Origin of the sequence: Bradyrhizobium barranii subsp. apii (genome assembly GCF_011516635.5) — a bacterium.
GTDB classification, from domain to species: Bacteria; Pseudomonadota; Alphaproteobacteria; order Rhizobiales; family Xanthobacteraceae; genus Bradyrhizobium; species Bradyrhizobium barranii.
The window spans coordinates 4999505-5024769 of record NZ_CP096255.1 but is presented as its reverse complement, the minus strand read 5'-3'; the positions used below and the strand labels follow the sequence as shown (position 1 = coordinate 5024769).

At 64.4% G+C, this 25265-nt stretch carries 22 protein-coding genes and 1 pseudogene; 4 read left to right on the top strand and 19 right to left on the bottom strand.

The annotated features are described in order from the left end of the window. Positions 1–59: 59 nt before the first annotated feature. Positions 60–431 carry a response regulator gene (locus HAP41_RS23845; RefSeq protein ID WP_028152469.1) on the top strand — a complete coding sequence of 124 codons (372 nt, stop codon included), beginning with the start codon at positions 60–62 and terminating at the stop codon, positions 429–431. A gap of 3 nt (positions 432–434) precedes the next feature. On the opposite strand, the gene surE is transcribed toward HAP41_RS23845, so the two are convergent. The 12 genes from surE to HAP41_RS23785 all read right to left on the bottom strand — a co-directional run bounded on the left by surE (position 435) and on the right by HAP41_RS23785 (position 12686). Beyond that, positions 435–1202: a 5'/3'-nucleotidase SurE gene (surE, locus tag HAP41_RS23840; RefSeq protein WP_063983116.1), complete on the bottom strand. Its 768-nt coding sequence runs from the start codon at positions 1200–1202 to the stop codon at positions 435–437. Positions 1203–1306: 104 nt separating this feature from the next. Then, on the bottom strand, positions 1307–1669 hold the full coding sequence (locus HAP41_RS23835) for a hypothetical protein (protein WP_028152467.1): 363 nt from the start codon (positions 1667–1669) through the stop codon (positions 1307–1309). 197 nt (positions 1670–1866) lie between these two features. Continuing rightward, complete coding sequence (gene serS / locus HAP41_RS23830; RefSeq protein ID WP_166096774.1) at positions 1867–3198, bottom strand: serine--tRNA ligase; 1332 nt, start codon at positions 3196–3198, stop codon at positions 1867–1869. A 193-nt stretch (positions 3199–3391) separates the two neighbouring features. Next, positions 3392–4204, bottom strand: coding sequence for a twin-arginine translocase subunit TatC (gene tatC / locus HAP41_RS23825; RefSeq protein WP_166096776.1), 813 nt, complete (start codon positions 4202–4204; stop codon positions 3392–3394). After that, on the bottom strand, positions 4201–4746 hold the full coding sequence (gene tatB, locus HAP41_RS23820; protein WP_166096779.1) for a Sec-independent protein translocase protein TatB: 546 nt from the start codon (positions 4744–4746) through the stop codon (positions 4201–4203). The genes tatC and tatB overlap by 4 nt, the downstream gene beginning before the upstream one ends. An 87-nt stretch (positions 4747–4833) precedes the next feature. Then, the gene (locus tag HAP41_RS23815; RefSeq protein ID WP_028156107.1) at positions 4834–5070 is read right to left on the bottom strand and encodes a twin-arginine translocase TatA/TatE family subunit; all 237 of its coding nucleotides are present in this window, start codon (positions 5068–5070) and stop codon (positions 4834–4836) included. Between the two features lie 167 nt (positions 5071–5237). Further along, positions 5238–5987, bottom strand: coding sequence for an SMC-Scp complex subunit ScpB (gene scpB / locus HAP41_RS23810; protein WP_166096781.1), 750 nt, complete (start codon positions 5985–5987; stop codon positions 5238–5240). A 21-nt stretch (positions 5988–6008) separates the two neighbouring features. Then, positions 6009–6848, bottom strand: coding sequence for a segregation and condensation protein A (locus HAP41_RS23805; protein WP_166096783.1), 840 nt, complete (start codon positions 6846–6848; stop codon positions 6009–6011). Next, a complete protein-coding gene (nagZ, locus tag HAP41_RS23800) occupies positions 6845–7873 on the bottom strand; it encodes a beta-N-acetylhexosaminidase (RefSeq protein ID WP_166096785.1) in 1029 nt (342 codons plus the stop codon). The genes HAP41_RS23805 and nagZ overlap by 4 nt, the downstream gene beginning before the upstream one ends. 46 nt (positions 7874–7919) lie before the next feature. Further along, a complete protein-coding gene (locus tag HAP41_RS23795; protein ID WP_166105826.1) occupies positions 7920–9536 on the bottom strand; it encodes an SPOR domain-containing protein in 1617 nt (538 codons plus the stop codon). A gap of 141 nt (positions 9537–9677) precedes the next feature. Continuing rightward, a complete protein-coding gene (argS, locus tag HAP41_RS23790; RefSeq protein WP_166096789.1) occupies positions 9678–11468 on the bottom strand; it encodes an arginine--tRNA ligase in 1791 nt (596 codons plus the stop codon). Between the two features lie 9 nt (positions 11469–11477). Continuing rightward, positions 11478–12686: a deoxyguanosinetriphosphate triphosphohydrolase gene (locus HAP41_RS23785; RefSeq protein WP_176400463.1), complete on the bottom strand. Its 1209-nt coding sequence runs from the start codon at positions 12684–12686 to the stop codon at positions 11478–11480. 324 nt (positions 12687–13010) lie between these two features. Here HAP41_RS23785 and erpA point away from each other — a divergent pair, with 324 nt between their 5' ends. Continuing rightward, positions 13011–13340, top strand: a complete 330-nt coding sequence (gene erpA, locus HAP41_RS23780; protein WP_014495044.1) for an iron-sulfur cluster insertion protein ErpA — start codon at positions 13011–13013, stop codon at positions 13338–13340. Positions 13341–13387: 47 nt separating this feature from the next. Here erpA and HAP41_RS23775 read toward each other — a convergent pair whose 3' ends face one another. The 4 genes from HAP41_RS23775 to HAP41_RS23760 all read right to left on the bottom strand — a co-directional run bounded on the left by HAP41_RS23775 (position 13388) and on the right by HAP41_RS23760 (position 17765). Then, positions 13388–14734: an IS5 family transposase gene (locus HAP41_RS23775; RefSeq protein ID WP_166053956.1), complete on the bottom strand. Its 1347-nt coding sequence runs from the start codon at positions 14732–14734 to the stop codon at positions 13388–13390. 407 nt (positions 14735–15141) lie between these two features. Further along, complete coding sequence (locus HAP41_RS23770) at positions 15142–16368, bottom strand: IS91 family transposase (RefSeq protein WP_166061603.1); 1227 nt, start codon at positions 16366–16368, stop codon at positions 15142–15144. 20 nt (positions 16369–16388) lie between these two features. Next, on the bottom strand, positions 16389–17249 hold the full coding sequence (locus tag HAP41_RS23765; protein WP_166079017.1) for a tyrosine-type recombinase/integrase: 861 nt from the start codon (positions 17247–17249) through the stop codon (positions 16389–16391). 225 nt (positions 17250–17474) lie between these two features. Next, entirely contained in the window at positions 17475–17765 is a 291-nt protein-coding gene (locus HAP41_RS23760) for a hypothetical protein (protein ID WP_166096799.1), read from the bottom strand. Between the two features lie 237 nt (positions 17766–18002). Here HAP41_RS23760 and HAP41_RS23755 point away from each other — a divergent pair, with 237 nt between their 5' ends. Next, positions 18003–18905 carry a hypothetical protein gene (locus HAP41_RS23755; protein ID WP_166096801.1) on the top strand — a complete coding sequence of 301 codons (903 nt, stop codon included), beginning with the start codon at positions 18003–18005 and terminating at the stop codon, positions 18903–18905. Between the two features lie 77 nt (positions 18906–18982). On the opposite strand, the pseudogene HAP41_RS23750 reads toward HAP41_RS23755, so the two are convergent. Next, positions 18983–21306: pseudogene (locus tag HAP41_RS23750) on the bottom strand (hybrid sensor histidine kinase/response regulator). A gap of 133 nt (positions 21307–21439) precedes the next feature. On the opposite strand from HAP41_RS23750, the gene xth reads away from it, so the two are divergent. After that, entirely contained in the window at positions 21440–22237 is a 798-nt protein-coding gene (gene xth / locus HAP41_RS23745; RefSeq protein ID WP_014495040.1) for an exodeoxyribonuclease III, read from the top strand. Positions 22238–22319: 82 nt separating this feature from the next. Here xth and HAP41_RS23740 read toward each other — a convergent pair whose 3' ends face one another. Both HAP41_RS23740 and ilvD read right to left on the bottom strand, forming a co-directional pair. Next, entirely contained in the window at positions 22320–23150 is an 831-nt protein-coding gene (locus HAP41_RS23740) for a tetratricopeptide repeat protein (RefSeq protein WP_166096804.1), read from the bottom strand. Beyond that, entirely contained in the window at positions 23137–24861 is a 1725-nt protein-coding gene (ilvD, locus tag HAP41_RS23735) for a dihydroxy-acid dehydratase (protein ID WP_038976266.1), read from the bottom strand. The genes HAP41_RS23740 and ilvD overlap by 14 nt, the downstream gene beginning before the upstream one ends. Between the last annotated feature and the right edge of the window lie 404 nt (positions 24862–25265).

Below are 25265 nucleotides of genomic sequence, written 5' to 3'. Positions count from 1 at the left end.
TTGCGTCGATTCGCGTTATCTGCGAACGTTTTCCGCAAATGGGCAAGGACTCAACGACTATGACCGCGACCGGACCTTCGGGCCGCTCTGTATTCCTCGTCGAGGACGAGGTGATGATCAGGATGATGGTCGCGGATATGCTCGAAGAGCTCGGCTACAAGGTGGCTGCCGAGGCCGGCGATATCACCGAGGCCCTGCGGCTCGCCCAGGCGACCGAGTTCGACATCGCCATCCTCGACGTCAACGTCAACGGCAAGGTCATCTCTCCGGTCGCCGATGTCATCAGGGCGAAGGGCTGCCCGTTCATCTTCGCCACCGGCTACGGCTCCTCCGGCCTGCCCGAGCAGTACCGCGACCGGCCGGCCTTGCAGAAGCCGTTCCAACTCGACGCGCTCGGCAAGACCATCGAAGCCGCCCTTCGCGGCGGCTAGCGATTACTTCAGCGTCGCGCTCAGCGCTTCGGAAAACGCCTCATTGGTGCGGTCGAGACGGAGCGGCGTGACGGAGACATAGCGCTCGCGCAGCGCCGCCAGATCGGTGCCTTCGGCAGGCGTATCCATCATCGCGGCGCGCTCGAAGCCGATCCAGAAATAGGGATTGTTGCGGCCGTCCCTGCGCTCGTCGATCCTGAGGAAGCCGAGATTGCGTTTGCCCTGGCGCGTGACGCGAATGCCGAGCACCTCTTCCGGCGTACAGGCCGGGAAATTGACGTTGATGACGGTGTCCTTCGGGATGCCGGCGGCGATCACCTTGCGCAGGATGTCGGGTCCGAATTTGAGCGCGGTGTCCCAAAGCGGGCGCTCGCGCGTCTCGACGCTGAACTCCTGCGACAGGGCGAAAGACGGCAGCCCCAGGATGGTGCCCTCCAGCGCGCCGGCGATGGTGCCGGAATAGACCACGTCCTCGGCGACGTTGCGGCCCTTGTTGACGCCGGACAGGACGAGGTCCGGTGGCTTGGTGCCGAGGATATGGCGCGCGCCCATGATGACGCAGTCGGTCGGCGTGCCGCGCACCGCGAAGTGCTTTGGTCCGACCTCGCGCAGGCGCAGCGGATCGTTCAGCGAGAGTGAATGCGACACGCCGGACTGGTCGAGCTCGGGCGCAACGACCCAGACGTCGTCGGACAATGCGCGTGCGATCTCCTCCACGACCTTGAGGCCGGGGGCGTGAATGCCGTCGTCATTGGTGCAGAGAATGCGCATATTAAAAATCGTTCCTGAAGCGGGTCTGAGCCGTCTTATCCGGCCGGGGCCGATCAGGCAAACCGGCCGACTGGCTCCGGCGGCGGGTTCCCAGCCTGGTCCTGCTACCTGCGGATGCGCCATTGCGGCAGGAAGCGTGCGAGCCTGCCTTCCGCGCGCAGCTTCATCGCCGGCACCACCAGGCTCACGACCGGAGCCTCGATCACCCCGAGCGCCTCCAATTGCGCGAGGATCGGGTCCGGCTCCGGCGTCTGCGGAAAGCGTTCGCGCGCCACGGTCAGCGCCTTGTCGAAATCCGCAGCATTCACGCCGGGCTTGGCCCGCCGGCTGCACACGAGATCGTCATCCCAGAGCCGCGCGATCGCGATGTCGAGCACACCACGCAGACGCTGATCGACGGCCTGGATACCGGCACCTGTCACCGCCCATTGTCTGCCGACCCAGAAGATGTCGCGGTGCAAGGCCATGAACAGTGAGTTCGCATTGTCGGGTGGCCGGCAGAATAACCAGCCGACCGATCTTCGCAACCAAACGTTTCTGCGTGACAGCCGGGCAACGCGCCCCGGACTCCCGTTCTGATAGAATCGGAACGGGAGTCCAGATTTTTATCTTGTTTGACGCACTTTCTCGACGCGAACCGGTATCCACTTCGCTCGAAAACGCCCTACTCGCGCGCGACCACCTTCAGTCCGCCCATATAGGGCTGGAGCACACTGGGGACTGCGATCGAGCCGTCCTCCTGTTGATAAGTCTCCATCACGGCGATCAGCGCGCGGCCGAGCGCGGTGCCGGAGCCGTTCAGCGTGTGCACGAATCGCGGCTTGCCGTCCGGACCGCGCGAGCGGGCGTCCATGCGGCGGGCCTGGAAGTCACCGCAGACCGAGCAGCTCGAGATCTCGCGGAACGCGCCGCCCTCGCCCTGCCCGGGCATCCAGACCTCGATATCATAGGTTTTTTGCGACGAAAAGCCCATATCTCCGGTGCAAAGCGTCATCACGCGGTAATGCAGATCGAGCCGGCGCAGCACTTCCTCGGCACATGCCAGCATCCGCTCATGCTCGTCCTTGCTGGTCTCCGGCGTCGTGATCGACACCAGCTCGACCTTGGTGAACTGGTGCTGGCGGATCATGCCTCGGGTATCACGTCCTGCGGCGCCCGCCTCCGCGCGAAAGCACGGCGTCAGCGCAGTCAAGCGCATCGGCAGCTGCTTCTCATCGAGGATGGATTCACGAACGAGGTTGGTGAGCGCCACCTCCGCTGTCGGAATGATGCCGAGACGCTCGGTCCGCAGCCGCTCCAGATCGGGTGCGGCGAGCAATTCGCCCTTGATCGCCCAGAACTGGTCGTCCTCGAATTTCGGCAATTGTCCCGTGCCGAACATGATCTCGTTGCGGACCAGCAGCGGCGGATTGATCTCGGTATAGCCGTGCTCGTCGATGTGCAGATTCAGCATGAACTGGCCGAGCGCGCGTTCGAGCCGCGCCAGCCCCTTCTTCAGCACGACGAAGCGCGCGCCGGAGAGCTTTGCCGCCGTCTCGAAATCCATGTCACCGAGCGCGCCGCCGAGATCATCATGGGGCTTGGGCGCAAACGCGTAGTTGCGCCGGTTGCCGAAGACATGGCGTTGCACATTGCCGTGCTCGTCGACGCCGTCGGGCACTTCGCTGAGCGGCAGATTGGGGATCGCCGACAGCGCCGTGGCAAGCTCTTCGTCGGCGGCTTTCGCAACGGCTTCGAGCTGCGGCATCGTGGTCTTGAGCTCGGCGACCTCCGCCATGAGCTTGGCGGCGCGCGCGTCATCCTTCGCCTTCTTGGCGTCGCCGATCTCCTTGGAGGCCGCATTGCGCCGCGCCTGCGCCTGCTCCGAGGCCAGGATCGCCGCCCGCCGCTTCTCGTCGATCGCGAGCAGCGACGCCGACAACGGCTTCATGCCACGCCTGGCGAGGCCGGCGTCGAAGGCTTGCGGATTGTCGCGGATCGATTTGATGTCGTGCATGGCGGTGGTCCTGGATCAGCGCATAAACCTACAACGGCGAACGTTGTACGTCAGCGCGTTCCCCCTAGCACAGCTGTCATCGCCCGCGAAAGCGGGCGATCCAGTATTCCAGAGGCGCCCGTGATTCCCCGAGAGGCTGCGGCGTACTGGATTCCCCGCCTTCGCGGGGAATGACACCGGTGGACGTGGCGCCCTACTCTGCAGGATTGGCCGGCGTCGACACGTCGGTCCCGGTGGCGGCCTTCGACGCCGCCGCCTTCTTCTCCACCATCCCGACCGCGATGATCGAGCCCTCGTAGAGCAGGAGCAGGGGGATCGCCAGCGAGCACTGGCTCAGCACGTCGGGCGGCGTCAGAACGGCCGCGATGACGAAGGCGATGACGATGAAGTAGCGGCGCTTCTCGCGCAGCATCTTCGAGGTCACGATCCCAATGCGCCCGAGCAGCGTCAGGATCACCGGAAGCTGGAAGGCGATGCCGAAGGCGAAGATCAGCGACATCATCAGCGACAGATATTCGCCGACCTTGGGCAGCAGCTGGATCTGCGCGGTCTCGTCGCTGCCGGCCTGCTGCATGCCGAGCGAGAAGCGGACCAGCATCGGCAGCACCACGAAATAGACCAGCGCCGCGCCCAGCACGAAGAAGAACGGGGTCGCGACCAGATACGGCAGGAAGGCCTGCTTCTCGTGCTTGTAGAGCCCGGGCGCGACGAACTTGTAGATCTGCGTCGCGATGATCGGGAACGAGATGAAGCCGGCGCCGAACAGCGCGAGCTTGAGCTGGGTGATGAAATATTCCAGCAGCGCCGTGTAGATGAACTTCGAATTCTCGGGACCCGCGACCCACACGAACGGCCAGACCAGCACGTTGTAGATCTGCTTGGCGAAGAAGAAGCAGAAGATGAAGGCCACGCCAAAGCCAAGCAGCGCCTTGATCAGCCGCGACCGCAGCTCGATCAGGTGGTCCATCAGAGGGGCTTTGCTGGCCTCGATATCGGCGTCGCTCATGACGCTTTAACGTCCTTGATCGCCTCAGGTGGCGCAGTGTCTTGAATGACCTGGGCCTGCTCGACCTCGCGGGTGATCGCGAGCGGCTCGTTCACGGCCGCATGCGCCTCGGCTTCCACGAAGGTCTCGGGCGTCGGCGCTTCCGGCGTGGTCGGTGTCGCCGGCGTTTCGGTTGAAATCGCCAGCGCTTCGCTTGAAGTCGCCGGCGCTTCGACGGCGGTGGTCGTGGAGGTCTCGGCCGGCTTGTCCAGCGCATCGACGCGGAGCGCGTCGCTGACATCCTTCTGGAGCGAGGTCATCAGATTGTTGCCGGCAAAGCCGGAAGCGGCTTCCTTGACCTCGTCAAAGCTCTTCTTGAGGTCGGCCATTTCGGCCTCGCGCATCGCTTCCTGGAACTGGCCCTGGAATTCGGCAGCCATCTTGCGGGCCTTGCCCATCCACTGCCCGACCATGCGCAGCACGCCCGGCAGCTCTTTCGGGCCGATGGCGACCAAGGCCACGACCCCGATCAGGACCAGTTCACTCCACCCGATGTCGAACATGAGGTCTTTCCGTTCACGCCAGCCGCGACCGGCCCAATCCTTCGCGCTTAGGATCGGCGCCGTCACCCGCGTCTCGCGTACGCCTACTCAGACGGCCTTGCTGCCGACGTCGGACCGGGCCGCGGTTGGCGGCGCGGCGGCGTGCTCGATCGACTTGGCCGGCTCGGGCTTGTCGGCGACCTTGTCGTCGTCCTGCATGCCCTTCTTGAAGGCCTTGATGCCCTGGGCCACGTCGCCCATCAGATCCGAAATCTTGCCGCGGCCGAACAGCAGCAGGACGACTGCGATCACCAGGATCCAGTGCCAAATGCTAAGCGAACCCATCCTGCAACCCTCCAAACACACCTGGCCGGGGACCCGGCCGATCTTCCCGGAAACCTAGGCTCGGCAGGCCTCAAAAACAAGGACCAAGGCAGCGCCAATTCGCTGTTGGCGCTACGTAATCTTGCCAGTGTTAACTGGTCGCAGGGAGCCTCTAAACGGCCAGGACGTCAGTCCTCGCTGCCACCCTCGCCGCCCTCATTGCCGCCGTCCGGCGTCTCGGGCTCGACCGCAGGCGCCAGCGCCAGATCCAGGTCCTCGCCCGGTTCCAACGGATCCTCGTCCTCGCGCAGCTGCGGGTCATCCGACGGGGTCGGCACGCTGAATCCCGTCGGCAGGCGCGAATCCAGCAGGCCCGTGCCCTTCAGCTCTTCCAGGCCCGGCAGATCGCCAAGCTGTTCCAGGGTGAACTGCGACAGGAAGTCCTCGGTGGTTCCGAATGTAAGGGGGCGGCCGGGCGTCTTGCGACGACCGCGCGGCTTGATCCAGCCGGTCTCCAGCAGCACGTCGAGCGTACCCTTCGAGGTGACGACGCCGCGGATCTCTTCGATCTCGGCGCGCGTCACCGGCTGGTGATAGGCGATGATCGCCAGCACCTCGATCGCGGCACGCGACAGGCGGCGGGTCTCGGTGCTCTCCCGCGTCATCAGCCAAGCGAGATCGCCGGCCGTGCGGAAGGTCCATTTGTTGGCGACGCGCACGAGATTGACGCCGCGCAAGGCATAATCGGCCTGGAGCTGTTCGAGCGCAGCCTTGACATCGACCCCATCAGGCATGCGCTTGGCCAGCGTCGCGGTGTCCAGCGGTTCATTCGAAGCAAACAGCAGCGCTTCCAGCAGCCGCAGCTCTTCAGGACGTGCCTGGGACTCGTTCTCCATCGGCTCGGCCTCTTCTACCCGCACTTCAGCCAGGCTTGCCATGGTAGCTTCTCCTTCTTGCACTTAACCGACCGGCGCATCAGGCGCAGGAGCTGCGTCCACGACCGGTTTCGGGCGCCCCTTCCGGAAATAGATGGGCGCGAACGCCTCTTTCTGGTTCAACTCGAGCTGACCTTCACGCACCAGTTCGAGCGCAGCCGCAAAGCTCGAGGCGAGCACCGTCGCGCGCTGCGTTTGATCGGCAACGTGCCGGAGCAGAAAGTCGTCGAGAACGCCCCAGTCGTCCTGTTCGCTGATGCTGCCGACAAGCCGCTCCAGCGTGGCGCGCGCTTCGGCGAGCGACCACACCGTGCGCTTGGCCAGATGCACGCTCGCCAGCACGCGCGACTGGCGCTGCGCGGCATAGGCGGTGAGCAGGTCGTACAGCGTCGCAGTGTATTTCGGGTGCTTGATCTCCGCGATCTGCTCGGGCTCGCCGCGCGGGAAGATGTCGCGCAGCAATTGCTGCCTGTTCATCAGCCGGTTGGCGGCTTCGCGAATGGCTTCCAGCCGGCGCAGGCGGTTGGCGAGCGCGGTCGCCATCTCTTCTGCGCTCGGGCCTTCCGCACTGGGCGGCTCCGGCAGCAGCAGGCGCGACTTCAGGAAGGCAAGCCAGGCCGCCATCACGAGATAATCGGCAGCAAGCTCCAGCCGGATCTTTCGCGCGGCTTCGATGAAGTGGAGGTACTGGTCGGCCAGCGCCAGGATCGAGATCTTGGCGAGATCGACCTTCTGCTGCCGCGCCAGCGCGAGCAGCAGGTCGAGCGGGCCCTCATAGCCCTCGACGTCCACCACCAACGCCGGCTCACCCTCGGCGAGCTCTGCAGGCCGCCCGGTTTCAAACGATAGGATTTCTGCGGTCATGCGGATGCCGTATTTGCCCGTGCGATCAATGCGTCCAGTTCGGCGCGTGCGGCCGCCCGGTCGAACGGCTGCGGTGCCTTGCGCGACGCAAGTGCGGCTTTCGCCCGCGCCAGCGCCGTGCCGGACAGCTCAGGTGTCTGGCCGGCGACCTCGCGCATCTCTTCAATGTTGCCGTTGCAATGCAGGGCCATGTCGCAGCCGGCCGCGAAGATGGCGCGGGTCCGTTCGGCGATATTCCCCGACAGCGCGTTCATCGACACGTCATCACTCATTAACAAACCCTGGTACCCGATCACGCCGCGAATCACCTGAGTGATCATTGTCGCAGAAGTCGTCGCCGGATGGGCGGGGTCGACCGCGCTAAACACAACATGTGCAGTCATGGCCATCGGCAGGTCGGCCAGCGGCTTGAATGCCGCAAAGTCGGTCCGGTCGAGCTCGTCCCACGGAGCATCGACCGTCGGCAGCTTGAAATGGGTGTCGGCGGTGGCGCGTCCATGTCCGGGAATGTGCTTCAGAACCGGCAGCACGCCGCCCTGCTCCAGGCCCTCGGTGACCGCGCGCGCGATCGCGGCGACCTTGCCCGGCTCGGTGCCGTAGGCCCTGTTCCCAATGACGGCATCGGCACCCGGCACCGGCACGTCAGCCAGCGGCAGGCAATCCACGGTAATGCCGAGATCGGCGAGATCCGACGCAATCAGCCGGGCGCTGAGGCGCGCAGCCGTCAATCCAAGTACCGAATCAGCGTCGTACAAGGTCGAGAAAATCGCGCCCGGCGGATAGACCGGCCAGTGCGGCGGGCCCAGCCGCTGCACCCGGCCACCCTCCTGGTCGATCAAGACAGGCGCGTCAGCTGCGCCCGCAGCCGCCCGCAATTCCTCAACCAGCGCAGCAACTTGAGCCGGCGCCTCGACATTGCGCTTGAAGAGGATGAAGCCCCATGGGCGTTCGGCACGGATAAACTCCCGCTCGGCGGCGGTTAGTTCCGTTCCGGATACACCGGTAATGAAGGCCCGCGTGCTCATAACGGCCGATTAACCCTGCCCCGCGAGGGGGTCAAGGAAACGGCCGTTAATTCCTCTGGACGAAGCAGGCGGACAGGCCAGCGGACTTCAGGCTGTTGCAAGCCTGCGTCGCTTCCTCGGCCGAACCATAGGGTCCGGCGAAAGCGCGATAGACGACCCCCTTGCCCTTGTCGGTCAGATCGACCCGCTTGATCACCGGCGAGCGCGATCCGAGCACGCTGCCATATTTGCTCTGAAGCACCCGGTAGGACGCGGCCGCGCTGTCCTCGCTCTGCTGCGAGGAGACCTGCACGACATAGCCGCCACCACCATTGCTGGCGGGCGTGAGTTGCGTCGGGTTGGTCGCAGCCATCCGCTGCGGCACCTCCGCAGCCGGCGTCGATTGCGGCGCAAGCGAGAGCGGCTGGTTGGCGCTGGCATTGGCCGACGTCGGCGGATTGCGCGGCGCAGCCGGTGCGGCGGGCACCGCAACGGGCTTCGGCGCGGCTGCCGTCGGCTTGGCGGCCGTGGATTGCGGCGCGGTGCTATCGGTCTGATCGGCCCTCACGGCCACAGTCCTGATCGCGCGCGGCGTGTTGGCCGGCAGCGTGCCGTTGCTCGGGATTGGACCCGCGCTTGGCGGCGGGATCGTGGACGGCGCGACGCTCGCCACCGACGGCGGGTTCGCGTTCTGGTTTAGTGGCGGGAACACCACGCGCGGACCGCCCGCCTTGGCAGCGACGTCGACAGGCGCCTCTTCGCGCGGCACGATCTTCTCGGAGCCATCGCCGCTCGCCATGCGATCCGGCACCTTCGCCGAGGAGTCGGTCGGCGCCGGCACGATCTTGGTCGGCGTGTTGTCGGCCTTGATGATCGGCGGCTCGCCGCTGCGGGGCGAACCGACATAGGTCTTGTAGGCGAAGGCCGCGCCAGTGCCGACCACGGCAAGCGCGAGGATCGCCGCGACCGTCATCATGCCGCCGCGCGGCTTCTTCGGTTCGTCGAGATCGGCCTCGGGATAGTCGCGCTGGAACGCGTAAGGATCGTCCGGATAGGCGGGATCGCGCTGATAATCCTGCTCGCCACCCTCCAGCCGTCCATAGAGCGCATCGTCGTAGCGTGCCGGATCGGGCGGCTGATGCGGCTCCTGATAGGCTTGCTCCTGGTAAGCCTGATCATGCTGCTGGTGAGCGCGGCCCTGATGGGCCTGATCCTGATAGGCCTGCGCTTGATGGGCCTGATCCTGGTAAGCGTGGTCCTGATAGGCCTGCGGCTTATGGAAATCGGGCTCGGGCGCGGTCGGCTGGGCTGAATAGCGGTGCAATGGATGAACCGGGTTCACAGAAACGGGATAGTCGGGCTGCTCGGGCGCGGGCTGCGGCTGCACGTTGGCGCGCCGCATCCATGAGGGCGGCCCGGGCGGAGCCGGCAGCGCCTGCTCGGCATAATCCTGCCGATAGTCGTCCTGCGGATAGTCGTCCTGCGGATAGTCGTGGTCTTGATAGCTCTGCGTTGGCGGTGCCGGCGGCTGCGCGCTCGGCCGTCCCTGCGCTGCGAATGGATCGGTCTGTCCGATCAGGCGGGCGAGTTCGGCCAAGGGATCGTTTTCCGCCTTCCCATGCTGATCGCCACCGCGACCATAGCCATCGGAAGGAAACGTTCTGTCCTGATATCGTTCGGCCATCGTGATGATGCGTCCCTTCGGGAAAGCCGCGCGCCCCTCGACCAAGGCGCGGCTTTCGACCCACAAGGCATTCAACCAAGTCTAAGCGGTCCGGCTTCTGCCGGTTCCCCCCAAAATTCCCCTTAAGTAGTTCGCCCCAAACTACCGCATCTCGTCCGGAGCATGGACGCCGAGGATGGCGAGGCCCGATGCCAGGACAGAGACGACGCCCTGGACCATGGCCAGTCGCGCCTTTGTAAGATCTGCATCATTATTGATAATGAAGCGTAAATAGGGCAAATCGCGCCCCTTCGTCCAAAGTGCGTGAAATTCGCTCGCTAAGTCATAGAGATAGAAGGCAATTCGGTGCGGCTCATGGGCCGCGGCGGCGGCCTCCAGCATGCGCGGAAAAATTGCGAGGCGCTTGAGCAGCTCGAGCTCGACCGGGTCCGATAGCCGTTCCACCGCCGACTCGCCGAGCCACGCGATGCGCTTGCCGCTATCCTCAGGCAGTTCCGGGAACACCTCGGCCCGGGCGTTGCGGAAGATCGAGTGGCCGCGGGCGTGGCCGTACTGGACGTAGAATACCGGGTTGTCGCGCGACTGTTCCATGACCTTGGCGAGGTCGAAGTCGAGCACCGCGTCGTTCTTGCGGTAGAGCATCATGAAGCGGACGGCGTCCTGGCCGACCTCATCCACCACCTCACGCAAGGTGACGAAATCCCCGCTCCGCTTCGACATTTTCACCGGCTCGCCGTTGCGCAGCAACTTCACGAGCTGGACGATCTTGACGTCGAGCGCGCCCTTGCCTGATGTCGTCGCCTTCACCGCCGCCTGCATCCGCTTGATGTAGCCACCATGGTCGGCGCCCCAGACGTCGATCATCTCGGCGAAGCCGCGATCGAACTTGTTCTTGTGGTAGGCGATATCCGAGGCGAAGTAGGTGTAGGAATTGTCCGACTTGATCAGCGGACGATCGACATCGTCGCCGTAAGCGGTCGCCTTGAACAGCAGCTGCTCGCGGTCTTCCCAGTCCTCGACCGGCGCGCCCTTCGGCGGCGGCAGGCGGCCTTCATAGATGTCGCCCTTGGCCTTCAGGAAATCGATGGTCTCGGCGACCTTGTTGTTGCCGGTCTCGATCAGCGAGCGCTCCGAGAAGAACACGTCGTGGCGGATGTTGAGGGCGGCGAGATCGTCCTTGATCTCGTCCATCATCATCGCGATTGCCTTGGCGCGCACCGTCGGCAGCCACTCGGCCTCGCTCATCGCGAGCAGCTTGTCGCCGTGCTCCTTCGCCAGCGCCGCGCCCACCGGCTTCAGATAGTCGCCGGGGTAAAGGCCTTCCGGTATCGCGCCGATGTTTTCGCCAAGTGCCTCGCGGTACCGCAGGAAGGCAGAACGCGCGAGCACGTCGACCTGGGCGCCGGCATCGTTGATGTAGTATTCGCGGGTGACGTCGTGGCCACCGAACTGGAGCAGGCTCGCGAGCGCGTCGCCGAACACGGCGCCGCGGCAATGGCCAACATGCATCGGCCCGGTCGGGTTCGCCGACACGTATTCGACATTGACCTTGGAGCCACCGCGGACTCGGCCGTAGTCAGCCCCCTCGCGCAGCACCGTGCGCAGCGCCTCGGCCCAGGCGGCCGGCTTCAGCGTCAGATTGATGAAGCCGGGACCGGCGACGTCGACCTTGGCGATCAGCGCGTCGGAACGGAGCCGCTCGGCGATCCGCTCGGCGAGGTCGCGGGGCTTTGCCTTTGCCTCTTTCGCAAGCACCATGGCGGCGTTGGTCGCCATGTCGCCATGGGAGGCGTCGCGCGGCGGCTCGACCACCACGCGGGAGAAATCGATACCCTCGGGCCAGTTGGCGTCCGCTGCGAGCGCGCGGCAGGCGGCGTGCACGCGTGCGAGCACGTCGGCGAACAGGTGCGGTGCTGAGGATGTGTCGGGCATGGCCGCCGCCTAACGTAAATCCGGGGTCGAGTCAAAGAGCCGCTGGTGCTCGGTCAGGGCGAAACGGTCGGTCATTCCGGCAATGAAATTGCCGATCCGGCGGGCCCGGTCGCCCTCATTGTCCGCCTCTGCCCCCAGCAGCCATTCCGGTGGCAGCTCACCGGGCGATGTCAGGTATTTTGCGAACAGGTCGAACAGAATCTGTTCCGCCTCCCCCATCACCCGCATCACCCGCTTGTGACGGTACATGTGCTGATAGAGAAAGCGCTTGATGGCGGCCTCCTCCTCGGCAACCGCCGCCGGGAACGCGACCAGCGCCCGGCTCTGCCGGCGCACATCCTGGGCCGATTGCGGGTTTACGGCGGCGAGGTTCTTCTGCGCCTCCGAATACACCGCACCGATCAGGTGCGAGATCAGCTCGCGCACCAGCTCGGCGCCGCGCCGGACGTCTTCGAGATCGGGGTAATGCGCTGAGGTCTCGGCGATGATCTCCGCAGTCAGCGGCATCACCTTGAGATCATCGAGATGGAACAGGCCGGCGCGCAGGCCGTCATCGATGTCGTGGGCGTCATAGGCGATGTCGTCGGCGATCGCGGCGACCTGCGCCTCCAGCGAGGCGAAGCTCCACAATTCGAGATCGTAGGTCTTGATGTAGTCGGCGATGCCGACCGGAATGCCATGCTCGCGATAGGGCCCGACCGGCGCGCCTCTGCGATCCGTCAGCGGGCCGTTGTGCTTGACGATGCCCTCCAGCGACTCCCAGGTCAGGTTGAGACCGTCGAACTCCGGGTAGCGGTGCTCGAGCGACGCGACGACGCGCAAGGTCTGGGCGTTGTGGTCGAAGCCGCCGAAATCCTTCAGGCAGGCATCCAGCGCCCGCTCGCCGGCGTGCCCGAACGGCGGATGGCCGAGATCATGAGCCAGCGCCAACGTTTCCGTGAGGTCCTCGTCCAGCCCGAGCTGCCGGGCCAGGGCGCGAGCGATCTGCGCCACTTCCAGCGAATGGGTCAGCCGGGTGCGGTAGTGGTCGCCCTCATGGAACACGAAGACCTGGGTCTTGTACTTCAGGCGGCGGAACGCGGTGGAGTGAATCACCCGGTCGCAATCCCGCCGGAACGGGCTGCGGGTCCGGCTCGGCGGCTCCACGACCAGCCGGCCGCGGCTGCGGTCGGGGTCGCAGGCATAGGGCGCATGAGGGGCTGCCATTCCGACGGACACGACGAATTTAGTCCCTATCCATTTGTCAGGGCTTTATTCTTTGTTCTCAATGGCTTCCCATAGGTTTTTTCCCAATCTTGTTCCATAGTTGTTCACTCTGTGTTTTCTTGATCGATTTTGTTTTTCAGAATTATTCTGATAATCAAAAGATTGGGAAATTTCATCGAGGATTGGGAAAAACCAGTGGGAAGCCTATGATCCGGTTGATTTTTGAGCAGGCCATTTGATTCTGCGTATGCTTGCACTTAACTATGCCGGACGCGGGATACCAAATGAATTGGGCAAGTGAAGTTGGTATGACCGCGGGACTATCGGAGACGAGCTATGACGACTGACGTGACCATCAGTGACCGCGCCGCACGCCGGATTGGGGAGATCCTCAAGGGCGAAGGTTCTGGCGCAATGCTGCGCATCTCCGTCGAGGGCGGCGGCTGCTCGGGCTTCCAGTACAAGTTCGACATCGACCGCGACCGCACCGACGACGATCTTGTGATCGAGCAGGAGAATGCGGTCGTGCTGGTCGATTCCGCCTCCCAGCCGTTCCTGGCGGGCTCGCAGGTCGATTTCGTCGACGATCTGATCGGCGCCTCGTTCCGCGTCAACAATCCCAATGCGACGGCGTCCTGCGGCTGCGGGACCAGCTTCTCGATCTAGCCCGACTTAAAAATCTGAAAAACAACCCCATGCAAAGTAGTCGTCCGTTAAGAATCCGAATTGAGCGGGATGGGACATGTGAACGTGCGCCATATCCGGATCAGGAACAGGTCCAAGAAATCTCTCAGCCAGGCGAGGATGCGGCGGAAGTTGTGGCCTACGGCGGAGAGGACGACGTTGGCGGCGTCTCCTGCGCGGCCTTTGAGGTAGCAGCGCCCGAGGTGACCTTCGGCCTTCAGGTGTCCGATGATGGGCTCGATGGCGGATCGGCGGCGCAACTCGCGCTTGATGATCCCGAAGACGCCGCGCTTCTGGCCGGAGATGAAGACGCGACGTGGATTTTGAGCGTCGTGGCCGCGATACCCCTTGTCGACATAGGCCCGCTCGATCGGACAGCCGGTGAGTGCCTCGGTGCGGTCGATGACGTCGCGCAGGGTGTGACCGTCATACGGATTATCGGGCAGCGCCCTGACGTGTAGCACGAACAGACCGCCGGGAGCTCGGCGGTTGTTGGTGACGATGGAAGCCTTGACGCCGAACTCGTACGGCGCGGAGGCCTTGCCCTTGCCGATGCACTCCACCTCCGGGGCATGGAAAGAATAAAGCTTCCAGCCGCGTTGGCGCTGCTGCTGCGAGCGGATCTGGCTGGCCCGGCCAAGCGGAAGGGCGAACGCCTCCTCCAGGGCTGGCTGGCCGTCGATCTTGCGGCGGATATCGCGGATGATCCGGCCGAGCCTTGAGCGCAGGATACGCAACTGCCGCTGATGCCGCCTGAATTGTTTGGCATGGGCGTAGCGGCCCGCCATCATCGCGGCGGCCTTGGCGATCCGAGAATAGGACTGCCGCAGCCTGACGCCGTGCCTTCTCGCCAGGCGATTGAGCCCCTTGATGGCCGCATGCAGCAGCTTGGCGTCGGTCGGAAAGGTGATGGCCTTTGGCTGCACCGTGGTATCGACCGTGACCCGCTTGAGGTCCTGGCCGCGTAACGCGCCGGCCTCGTGCGCCACCCGCAGGCTCTCGGCCAGCAGCAGTTCCAGCTTGTCGCCGAGCCGCTTGCGCCAATGGCTCAGGTCCGATCGCTCGTGCGGGAAGGCGTGCTGGAAGAACTCTTCGCCGGTGAAGTACTGGAAATACGGGTCGTGGACCCAGCGCTCGCAAATCCCCTCATCGGACAGCCCGTAAATCTGCTTGAGCAACAGCAGCCCGATCATGAAGCGGGTCTCGATCCCCGGCCGGCCGTTCTCGCTGTAGAGCGGCGCGATCTCGCCGTCGATCCAGTCCCAATCGATCTTGCCGGCCAACAGAACCAGCTCGTGCTTCAGATTGATGATCTGGTCCAGCCGCGCCCGGAACAGGTCGTTCGATCCCGTCGTCTTGTGCTTCTTCGGTCGCATCGTCCCCTCCGATGCAACACAGAATCATGGTCCGCTGCGAAAGGGAATCTGGAGGGTTCTGTGAGGTCGCGCTCACGCGAGGGCGCGGCAGGCGCTTATGACGCGACCTCATTGAAGCCGGATTGAACGAAGGCGCGGGAGGCTATTCGCGGTTTTGCAGCTATGGGGATTGTTCGAGATCGCCATGCCCGATCTGCTGGCTCGGCGCGTGAGGCAGAGACACAGGAGTGCGCATCCTGGAAGAGTTGAGATCAGACGCGCTTCGCCTGAGATCGCGATAGGCCTTTTGCTGCATCGGACGGTTGTTGTCGCGCAGTGTGACAGCACGGATTCGACATCGTCCGCGATGATCGAGACGCTGGGAGCGAAATGACGAATGATGATCGTCGTGCACGACATGACTTGGCTCACGATGTGTCGCATCGGAACGGTGATGTTCGAGGGCTGGGGCGTCTGAAGCTATGTCGAAAGCGCTCAATGATGCGCATGACGCCACCACAATCGGGACAGGCAGGAACCTCGGCCCAGGTTTGAGCCTCCGAATCCACAGGCGACGGCTGGCCATCGTTTGGGGCTGTTCGCTCATGATCGAGAAGTTCGCGGCAAAGGGCGAGCTTGGCAGCGCGATGGCGGTTGGCCATGAAGCCGAAGTGGCGGATGCGGTGGAAGCCGTCAGGCGGCGTATGAAGCAGGAAACGGCGAATGAACTCATCGGGCTTGAGATTCATGATCTTTGTCGCGCTGTTTTGGCGATAGTCCTTCCATGAGAAGGCGACATGATCGTCGTCGAGTGCGACGAGCCGGCTGTTGGCGATCGCGACGCGATGGGTGTAGCGGCCGAGATAGGCCAGGACCTGTGCGGGTCCGCCGAAGGGCCGCTTGGCGTAAGCAACCCAGTTGATGCGTCGCATGGCGTCGAGGTGGGCCGCAAAGGCAGCCGGCTCGGCCAGAGCTCCGAGATCGCCGAAGAAACGCAAGGCACCGGAGTTGAAGGCTGCCGACAGACGTTTGAGAAAAAGTGTGCGAAATAGTCTGGACAACGGTTTGACGGCCAGGAAGAAGTTCGGTCGGCAAGCGGTCCAGCGCGCGCCATCGGGCGAGAGGCCGCCACCCGGAACGACGCAATGGACGTGGGGATGATGCATCAGCGTCTGTCCCCAGGTGTGGAGGACGGCGACGCCGCCGATCGCACCGCCGAGCCGGCGTGGATTGGCGGCGAGCGTCGTCATCGCCTCGGCGGCAGCCTTGAACAGGATGGCATAGACGACGGCCTTGTTCTGGAAAGCGATCGCGGCGATCGGTGCGGGAAGTGTAAAGACGACGTGGAAATAGGGAACCGGAAGCAGGTCGGCTTGACGCGCGGCGAGCCACGCGGCTCGGGCTCTCCCCTGACACTTCGGACAGTGCCGATTGCGGCAGGAATTATAGGCAACGCGTGTCGTGCCGCAGTCGTCGCAAGCCTGCATGTGGCCGCCGAGCGCCTCGGTCCGGCACGCAACGATCGCGCTCATCACGCGCCGCTCGACCCGCCCCAGATGACCGGCATGTACACGGCGATAGGCGTCGCCATGCCGGCGCAGAATATCGGCAATCTCGATGGCGGGCCTGTTGGAGCGGATGTCGGAGCGGGTCATGACCCGCATCCCGCTGCGGGTCATCCAGGTGGCGTCACCTCCAGCGACAGGCGATCGAGCGGGCTCTGCGTCGCTCGGATCGTATCGGTGGCGACCTGCGTGTAGCGCGCTGTCGACGACAAATTATTGTGCCCGAGCAAGACCTGGATGATCCGGATATCGGTTCCGTTCTCGAGAAGATGTGTCGCGAAGCTGTGGCGCAGCGTGTGCGGCGTGACGCGCTTGGTCAGGCCCGCAGCCTTCACCGCCGACCGGCAGGCGGCATGCAGCACGGTCTGATCGATCGGATGATCTTCGTCACGACCAGGGAACAGATAAAGCCGCGGCCGGGCGAGCCGCCAGTAGGTGCGCAGGATGCCCAGCAGCTGGGGCGACAGCATCACGTTGCGATCCTTCGCGCCCTTGCCGTGGCGCACCTGGATGACGCCGCGGGCGCTGTCGATGTCTTCGATCCGCAGTCCCGCAACCTCCGAGGCCCTGAGCCCGGCCGCATAGGCGGTGGTGAGCGCGGCGCGGCTCTTCAGGCTCGATACCGCTTCAAGAAACTGAACCACTTCGTCGGCGCTGAGAACGACCGGCAGCTTGCGCGGTTCTCGCGCATAGGGAATGCGCTCTGGGATGAGCGCCTCGCCGAGCGTGACGCCGTAGAAAAACCGTAGCGCACAGACGATCTGGTTCAGCGCCGGCCATGAGATGCCGGTCGAGACCAAATGCACCTGGAAGGCGCGGACGTCTTCCAGCTCTAACCGGTCAGGCGATCGGCCAAAATAGCGGCTGAACTTCGAAACCGCGCTGATGTAGGATCTTTGCGTCGCCGGCGACAGATTGCGGACGGTCATGTCTTCGATCATGCGGCGGCGAAGAGGGCTCAAATCGGCCATCTCGATACTCCTGTCTGAGGGGGTGGGCTCCAACACCCACATCCTCTCAGCCAGGAGGCGATCTATGCCACCTTGCCCCCTACGCCGCGGCAGCGGCTTCGTTCAATCCACAATCGAATTTGCAGGCTTTGGCGGTCTTTACCTCCCAATCCCTGCAATCTCAAACCGTCTCAAATCCGAAAAACAGACTCTCGCTCAATCGCTTAGAGCCTTGTTCACGGACGACTAAATAGGATTGCGCACATAGCGATAGAGACCCGTCACCACGAGGTTCTGCGTCGGTGCGATCGGCGCCGGCGTGCCCAATCCTTGCAGCGCAAAGCGTGCAAACGAGTCGACAAGCCCGGGTAGACCGGCGACGATCAACAGGATCCCGACGGCGCGTGTCGCGTCGAGATCGAAGAAGGGCGGCCGAAACTCCCAACGCGTAATCCACCAGGGAACGAGCCCCGCCACTGTGGTGGGCGCAACCGCAAAGAAGAGGGCGGAGCCCAATATCGCGATCGTTTTCGGCATGGCACCTCCTTCCAGTCCTGTCGCAATGTTAATGCAGCCATGTCCGGTCAGCGCGTTCAGCGGAAGTAGGCGGTGGCCCATCCAAAATCCGGTTGCTCATCATAGCAGCATCGGCGGCTCACGCCCGCCCTGGGCAGCAGTCAAGCAAAATTGAACGTTGCATCATAGCGCCACGACCAAGCAATAGTGCCCATCTTCATCTGCCGTGGCGCGCCAATAGCGGTAGTAAATTATCCAATGCGAGTTATTGATCGTCTGTTCTGTTGCCTCGCTCTATTCCTTGCAATCGCAGCCGTCCCGGTGCTTCCCGCGCGCGCGGCCGAAACCTGCCCGTTCATCAGCGCCCAGGAGCTCGCCCGCGCGATGCCGGTGCTCAAATGGCCACTGATTTCAAATCAGGACGGCCGCGGCTGCATCTACCAGGGCGGGCGCGGCGACACGATGATGCTGACCGTGTTCCGCAATCCCGACAAGGACCGCGCCAGGGAATTGTACGCGACCTTCGTCAAGACACTTGGCGAGCGCATGCCGCTTAACGCAGTCGCGGGGATCGGCGAAGAAGGCCAGGGCGGAGCGAGCGCCGCCGGCGCAGAACGCCAGGAGGCCTCGGTCGTCGCGTTGTCCGGCGATTACATTCTGCAGATCAGCGTCTATCCGATCGGCCGGCGTGCCGACGACGCGCTACTCGGGCCGATTACCGAAGCCGCGCGCGTTGCCATCGCCAACGTGAGCAAGAGCAGCGAGCGGTTCGGCAATTGCGAGTGGCTCACTGCCGCCGATGCCGACGGCTTTCTCGACAAGGGCACGCTGACGGTCCAGCGGACCGGCGCCGGCAGCTGCATGATGTTCGATCGCGAGGCCAACACCATGACCGTCGCGGTGATCGCGATCTCGCGCGACACGGTCATCAGCATGATGAAGCGCGCGGGCCCGTGCAAACATTTGGCGATACCCGAGCTCGGCAGTGAAGCGTTCGGCGAGCATTCCTGCACCAAGGGCAACGGCAACGCCGTGAACATCTATGTCTGGAGGAACGGCAGGCAGGCTTCGATCCTGTTCGCGCCGGTCAAGCCGCATCCCGAGTCCGGCTCGGTCGAGCGCCTGAAGGCGGTCGCCGGGCGCGTCTATGGAAAACTGTAGCGGCGCCGCGTTACATTGCCGGCGCACGCGCCTGTAGCCGTCCTGCGGCTGCGGGACCAGCTTCTCGATCTGACCGGCTAGACGCCGGTCATCTGCCTTTCCTCGTCCGTCCACGCGACGTCGAGCGGCGTCAGCTCCGGCTGAAGCGGCGCGCCCTCCGACATCATGTGGCCGTCGAGCGCGCGCAGCAAGGCGGCGGCGAGCGCGGGCTTACGCAGCGGCTTTGCCAAAAAATCCGACATGCCGGCCTCGCGGCAGATCTTGACGTCCTCGGGGAAGGCGTTGGCGGTCAGCGCGACGATCGGCAAGGCTTCGAAGCGCCCGCCTTGCGCGCGGATCGCCCGCGTCGCGGCAAGGCCGTCCATGTCCGGCATGCGCACGTCCATCAGCACGACATCGTAGTCGCTCTCCGAGGCAGCCTCGACCGCCTGGACGCCGTCGGTGACGACGCGCAGCTCGACCTCGAACGCCCCCAACATCTTGGTCACGACCATGCGGTTGACGGCATCGTCCTCGGCCACCAGCACCTTCAGCGGCCGGTCGCGATCCGCGCCTTGAGCTCGTCCGCTTCGTCGCTGCCCGCCGCCTGGTCGGAGGCGTGCGCCTGGCTCCAGGGCAGCACCAGCGTGAAGCGGAAGGTCGAGCCCTCGCCCGGCGTCGAGGTGACGCCGATGGTGCCGCCCATCTGCTCGATGATGCGCCGGGAGATCGCAAGCCCAAGCCCGGTGCCGCCAAAGCGGCGGCTGATCGAGGCGTCGGCCTGCGCGAAGTCGGAGAACAGCTCCCCGAGCTTCTCGGGCGCGATGCCGATGCCACTGTCGGTCACGGTCCATTCGACGGTCGCAAGCAGATCGCGGCGCGCCTGGCAGGTGGCCTTGATCGTCACCTCGCCTTCGTCGGTGAACTTTACCGCGTTGGAGGCGAGGTTGAGCAGCACCTGCCGGATCCGCGCGACATCACCGCGCAGCGTCGGCGGCAGGTTCGGATCGAGCTCGACCTTGACGGCCAGCCCCTTGCTCTTGGCGCCTGCGCGCACGACGGTCGCAACCGTCTCGACCAGCGCCTGCGGCGCAAAGTCGATCGCCTCGAACGCGAAGCGTCCGGCCTCGAGCTTGGACAGATCGAGGATATCGTTGAGGATGCGCTGGAGATTGTCGCCGGACTCGCGGATCGAGGTGACGGCCTCGTGCTGCTCCGGATCGAGCTTGGTTTCCAGCAGCATGCTGGCAAGCCCGAGCACGCCGTTCATGGGCGTGCGGATCTCGTGGCTCATCACCGCGAGGAAGTCGGACTTCGCGCGGCTCTCGGCCTCCGCCTTTTCCGCACGCCAGCGCTCGGTGACGTCGCGGCCGAAGCCGCGATAGCCGAGGAACTGGCCGTCGCGGTCGTAGGCCGGCTTCGCGGTGAGCGACCACAGCCGCGCCTCGCCGCCGGCGACGACCTTGAGGTTCATCTCGTGCAGCGGCTCGCTCTGCTCCATCAGGCCGACGACGTTGTAGGCTGCGCTCTTGTCGTCGGGACAGAGCATGTCGAGCACGTCGACGAAATGCGAGCCCTTCAGCAGCGGAAGCGGAAGCTGCGCCACTTCGGCGAAGCGTTGGGGCACGTCGACGAGATGCCCTTCGGCGTCGGTCTGCCACAACCAGTCGCTGGCGTTCTCCTGAAAGTCCTTCAGCAGCAGCGAGATGATCTCGGTCTGACGTTCGAGCTCGAGCCGGGCCTTGAGATTGCCGAGGAACAGATTGCCCTGCGAGACGATGTTGCGCGCCATGAAGAACGCGAACAGCAGCAGGAACACCGCGGTCAGCAGATACGGGCCGGTGCCGCACGAGAACAGCGCGCCGGCGCAGGCCATCGTCACGGTCGCGAGATAGACGAGGCCCGCGCGCGGGAAGGTCGACAGCGTGAAGGCGCCGCCGGACATCATGCCGACCATCAGGCAGGCCAGGATGAGCTGACTGGTCGGCTCGACCCGGCTGAACAGCGCGAGCGGCAGCGTGCCCCAGATCGCCGCGAGGAAGAACGCCTGCCGCAGCATCTGCCGCGCGGCGCGCGACGAGGCTTCCTGCGGCGGGCTTTGATGCGACCGCCGCCACGCGCGCACGGCAAGCGAGGCGGTGACGGCGAGGGTCATGCCCCAGATCGTGAGGAAATCGTTCCAGCCCCTGCCCCAAAACAGGATCAGCACGATGGCGACGTTGAGCATGGTGACGGCCATGGTCACCGGGATCGCGCGCATCACCGCGTCGATCTGCTTGGCGCGGATGCGGCGCAGCTCGCGCTCGCTGAGATCGGCGGTCAGGCCGTCCTCGATCTCGAAGCCGCCGAGCCAGTACAGGAACGCGCCGATCAGGCCGTCGCGCGGCTCAGCTTGCTTCATGGATTTGTCCGGCCATCCCATTCGAAAAACCTTTTCGGTATCAATGGCCCGAGCCCGGCTTAAGCCGGGTTAATTTTGTGGGAGATTTTGCGGCGTCCTTGACGGGCGCGTTTGCAGTTTGTTCTAACCATGGCCCCTGCCCGGAGCCCCACCAATGCCCATCAGAGTTGCTACCTGGAACGTGAACTCGGTCCGGCAGCGGATCGACCTGCTGTTGACCTGGCTGAAGGAGTGCCAGCCGGACATCGTCTGCCTGCAGGAGATCAAATGCGTTGACGAGGCCTTCCCGCGGCTGGAGATCGAGGCGCTGGGCTACAACGTGGTCACCCACGGTCAGAAGACCTTCAACGGCGTCGCTTTGCTTTCGAAGCTCCGCTTCGACGAGACCAAGTCGGGCCTCGCCGGCGACGACGAGGACGCCCATGCCCGTTTCCTCGAGGGCGTGGTCACGCTCAAGCACGGGGTGCTGCGCATCGCCTGCCTCTATCTGCCCAATGGCAATCCGGTCGGGACCGAGAAATATCCCTACAAGCTCAAATGGATGTCGCGGCTTCTTGAGTATTCGAGGGAGCGCCTCAAGGCCGAGGAGCCGCTGATCCTCGCAGGCGACTTCAACGTCATCCCGCATGCCCGCGACGTCCATAATCCCGCCGCCTGGACCGAGGACGCACTGTTCAAGGCCGAGACGCGGGAGAGCTTTCAGTCCCTGCTGGGCCTCGGCCTCACCGACGCCCTGCGCGCGGTCACCGACGAGCCCGGGCTCTACACCTTCTGGGACTACCAGGCCGGCGCCTGGCAGAAGAACCATGGCTTGAGGATCGACCATCTGCTGCTGTCGCCGCAGGCCAGCGACCGGCTCGCCAATGTCGGCATCGACAGCTATGTGCGGGCCTGGGAGAAGCCGTCGGACCACGTGCCGGTATGGGCGGATCTGGATCTGGAGGCGGCTTGAGCCGATGCCTGGAGGTGCTGGATTGCGCCAGCGGACTGCGCTTTGCGCAGCCGCGGGCTAACCTACCCGGCGGGGGTACCTACTACCGGCGGCCCTGAACGCCCTGCACCCACTGTTCCAGCATTTGCAGGCACATGGCGCGGTCGTCGTCCGAGGCCTTGGCGAAAGCGCGATTGTAGCTTTCCTTGATCCAGGTTTCCTCGATACCGGCGCTGTCACGCGCCAGCGTCAGCCACATCAGGCCGCGCGCGGCCTGCCGCGGCAGGCGGTCGCCATTGAACAGCATCTGGCCGAGCAGCGCCTGCGCCTCGTGCTGGCCTTTCTGGGCGGCAAGGCCGAGCCAGCGCGCGCCATAACGGAAATCCTCGCGCGAAGCGTCCGGGGTCTTCAGGTACAGCCGGGCGAGATCGTACTGCGCATCCGCATTGCCGAAATAGGAGGCCGCGTAGGAGAACATCTCCCGCGCCCGGTCCGAATCCGGCTTGATCTTCGAGTTCGGGATACCGCTCAGATAGTAGCGGCCGAGCGCGACGAAGGCGTTGGCCACGACCTGCGCCTGCGGCGCCGACGGGCTGTCCTCGGCATGCGCATTGGCGATGCGGCTGAAATATTCGAAGGCGCGCACATCGTCCTGGGCGACGCCGTCGCCATCGGCATACATGCGGCCAAGCTTGAACTGAGCGCCGGGATGACCGCCTTCGGCGGCATATTGCAGGGCGCTGAGCGAGGTTTCCTGGGGCGTGGTCGCCGGTGCCGCCACCTTGCTGCGCACGGCACCCGCGGCGCCCGGCAAGGTGGTCACGACCGGGAGGGCCGCATCCTTGCTGGCCGAGCCGTCAAAGGCGAGCGCCGGCGCGGCCAGCGCACCGACCCCCAACACAAACGCAACTATGGCACGCCTAGATGTCCGCATAGCACTGTTTCTCGTGCGCCCCGCCCGGATGGGTCACTGCCCCACCGACCGCTGGTCCAACCTGCTGAGCATACTTCCAGAGCGCACCCGACGTGTGGTTAGTCGCGCGAGCGCTCCATTTGGTCTTGCGCTGGGCGAGCTCTTGGTCGCTCAATTTTACGTTAAGGGTACCTGCGACCGCGTCGATCTCGATGATGTCGCCATCCTCGAGCAGCCCGATCGGGCCGCCGATGGCGGCTTCCGGCCCAACATGGCCGATGCAGAAGCCGCGGGTGGCGCCGGAGAAGCGGCCGTCGGTGATGAGCGCGATCTTGCCGCCCATGCCCTGGCCCGTCAGCGCCGCGGTGGTCTGGAGCATTTCCCGCATGCCGGGACCGCCCTTGGGGCCCTCGTAGCGGATCACGATGACTTCGCCTTCCCTGTAGGTGCGGTTCTGGACAGCCTCAAAGGCGTCCTCCTCCCGGTCGAAGCATCGCGCCGGACCGGTGAACCTCAGGTTAGACATTCCCGCGACTTTCACGATCGCACCTTCTGGCGCCAGATTGCCCTTCAGACCAACCACACCACCGGTGACGGTGATCGGCTTGTCTGCCGGGTGCACCACATCCTGGTGCGGATTCCATTTAACGCTTTTGAGGTTTTCGGCGATCGTTCGACCGGTGACCGTAATGCAGTCGCCGTGGAGAAATCCGTTGTCGAGCAGCGTCTTCATCAGAAGCGGTATGCCACCTACTTCAAACATGTCTTTGGCGACATAACGGCCACCCGGCTTCAAATCCGCGACATATGGTGTCTTTTTGAAGATTTCGGCGACGTCGAACAGGTCGAACTTAATGCCGCACTCATGCGCGATTGCCGGCAGGTGCAGTGCAGCATTGGTCGAGCCGCCGGACGCCGCGACCACGGCGGCGGCGTTCTCAAGCGCCTTCCGTGTCACGATGTCGCGCGGCCGGAGGTTGGAGGCAATCAGGTCCATGACCTTCTCGCCCGCGGTCATGCAGAAAGCGTCGCGGATTTCATACGGTGCCGGGGCGCCGGCCGAGTACGGCAGCGCCAGGCCGATCGCCTCGGAGACGGTCGCCATGGTGTTGGCGGTGAACTGCGCGCCGCAGGCGCCCGCCGAGGGGCAGGCCACGCGCTCGATCTCGTCGAGGTCCTCGTCCGACATGGCGCCGACCGAATGCTTGCCGACCGCCTCGAACATGTCCTGCACGGTGACCTGCTGTCCGCGGAAATTGCCGGGCAGGATCGAGCCGCCGTAGATGAAGATCGAAGGCACGTTGAGACGGACCATCGCCATCATCATGCCCGGCAGCGACTTGTCGCAACCGGCAAGGCCCACGAGCGCATCATAGGCGTGGCCGCGCACGGTCAGCTCGACGGAATCGGCGATGCACTCACGCGAAGGCAACGACGAGCGCATGCCGTCATGGCCCATGGCGATGCCGTCGGTAACGGTGATGGTGCAGAATTCACGGGGGGTGCCGCCGGCCGACGCGACGCCCTTCTTCACCGCCTGGGCCTGGCGCATCAGGGAGATGTTGCAGGGGGCGGCCTCGTTCCAGCAGGAGGCGACGCCGACGAAGGGCTGGTGGATCTGCTCGGTGGTCAGACCCATGGCGTAGAAATAGGACCGGTGCGGCGCGCGCGTCGGGCCTTCCGTCACGTGACGGCTCGGCAGCCTCTGCTTGATGTCGGTCTTTGCGTCCATCGCAAACCAGTTTCCCCGGCCAACCCTTTCAGACCCGAAAAATCAGAGCCAAGATTTGAATCGACCTTGGGATTTTCCGTTCTTCGAAGACCGCCGATGCCCTTCAAACTTTAGAGCGATTTTATTCATGTTCGGGTGTGGCTAAAAAGCGGCGCTGATGCGAACGGACGGAGATAAGGGTTTAATCCAAGATGAGTGTTGCAGAGACAGCACAATCGTTACCGGGAAGACACGGGCTGGCTTACTGCAATACCCTCGTGATTATGACAATCCACAACTTGAGATTTCAAAGCCGCTCCGGCGCGCCCCAGCGCGGATCTCGGGAACGGAGCGTGCCTCACCTGAGTCGCGGCGGCCCGCAGTACCAACCCGGTCATCCTGAGGCGGGAGTGATGAGCGCGAAG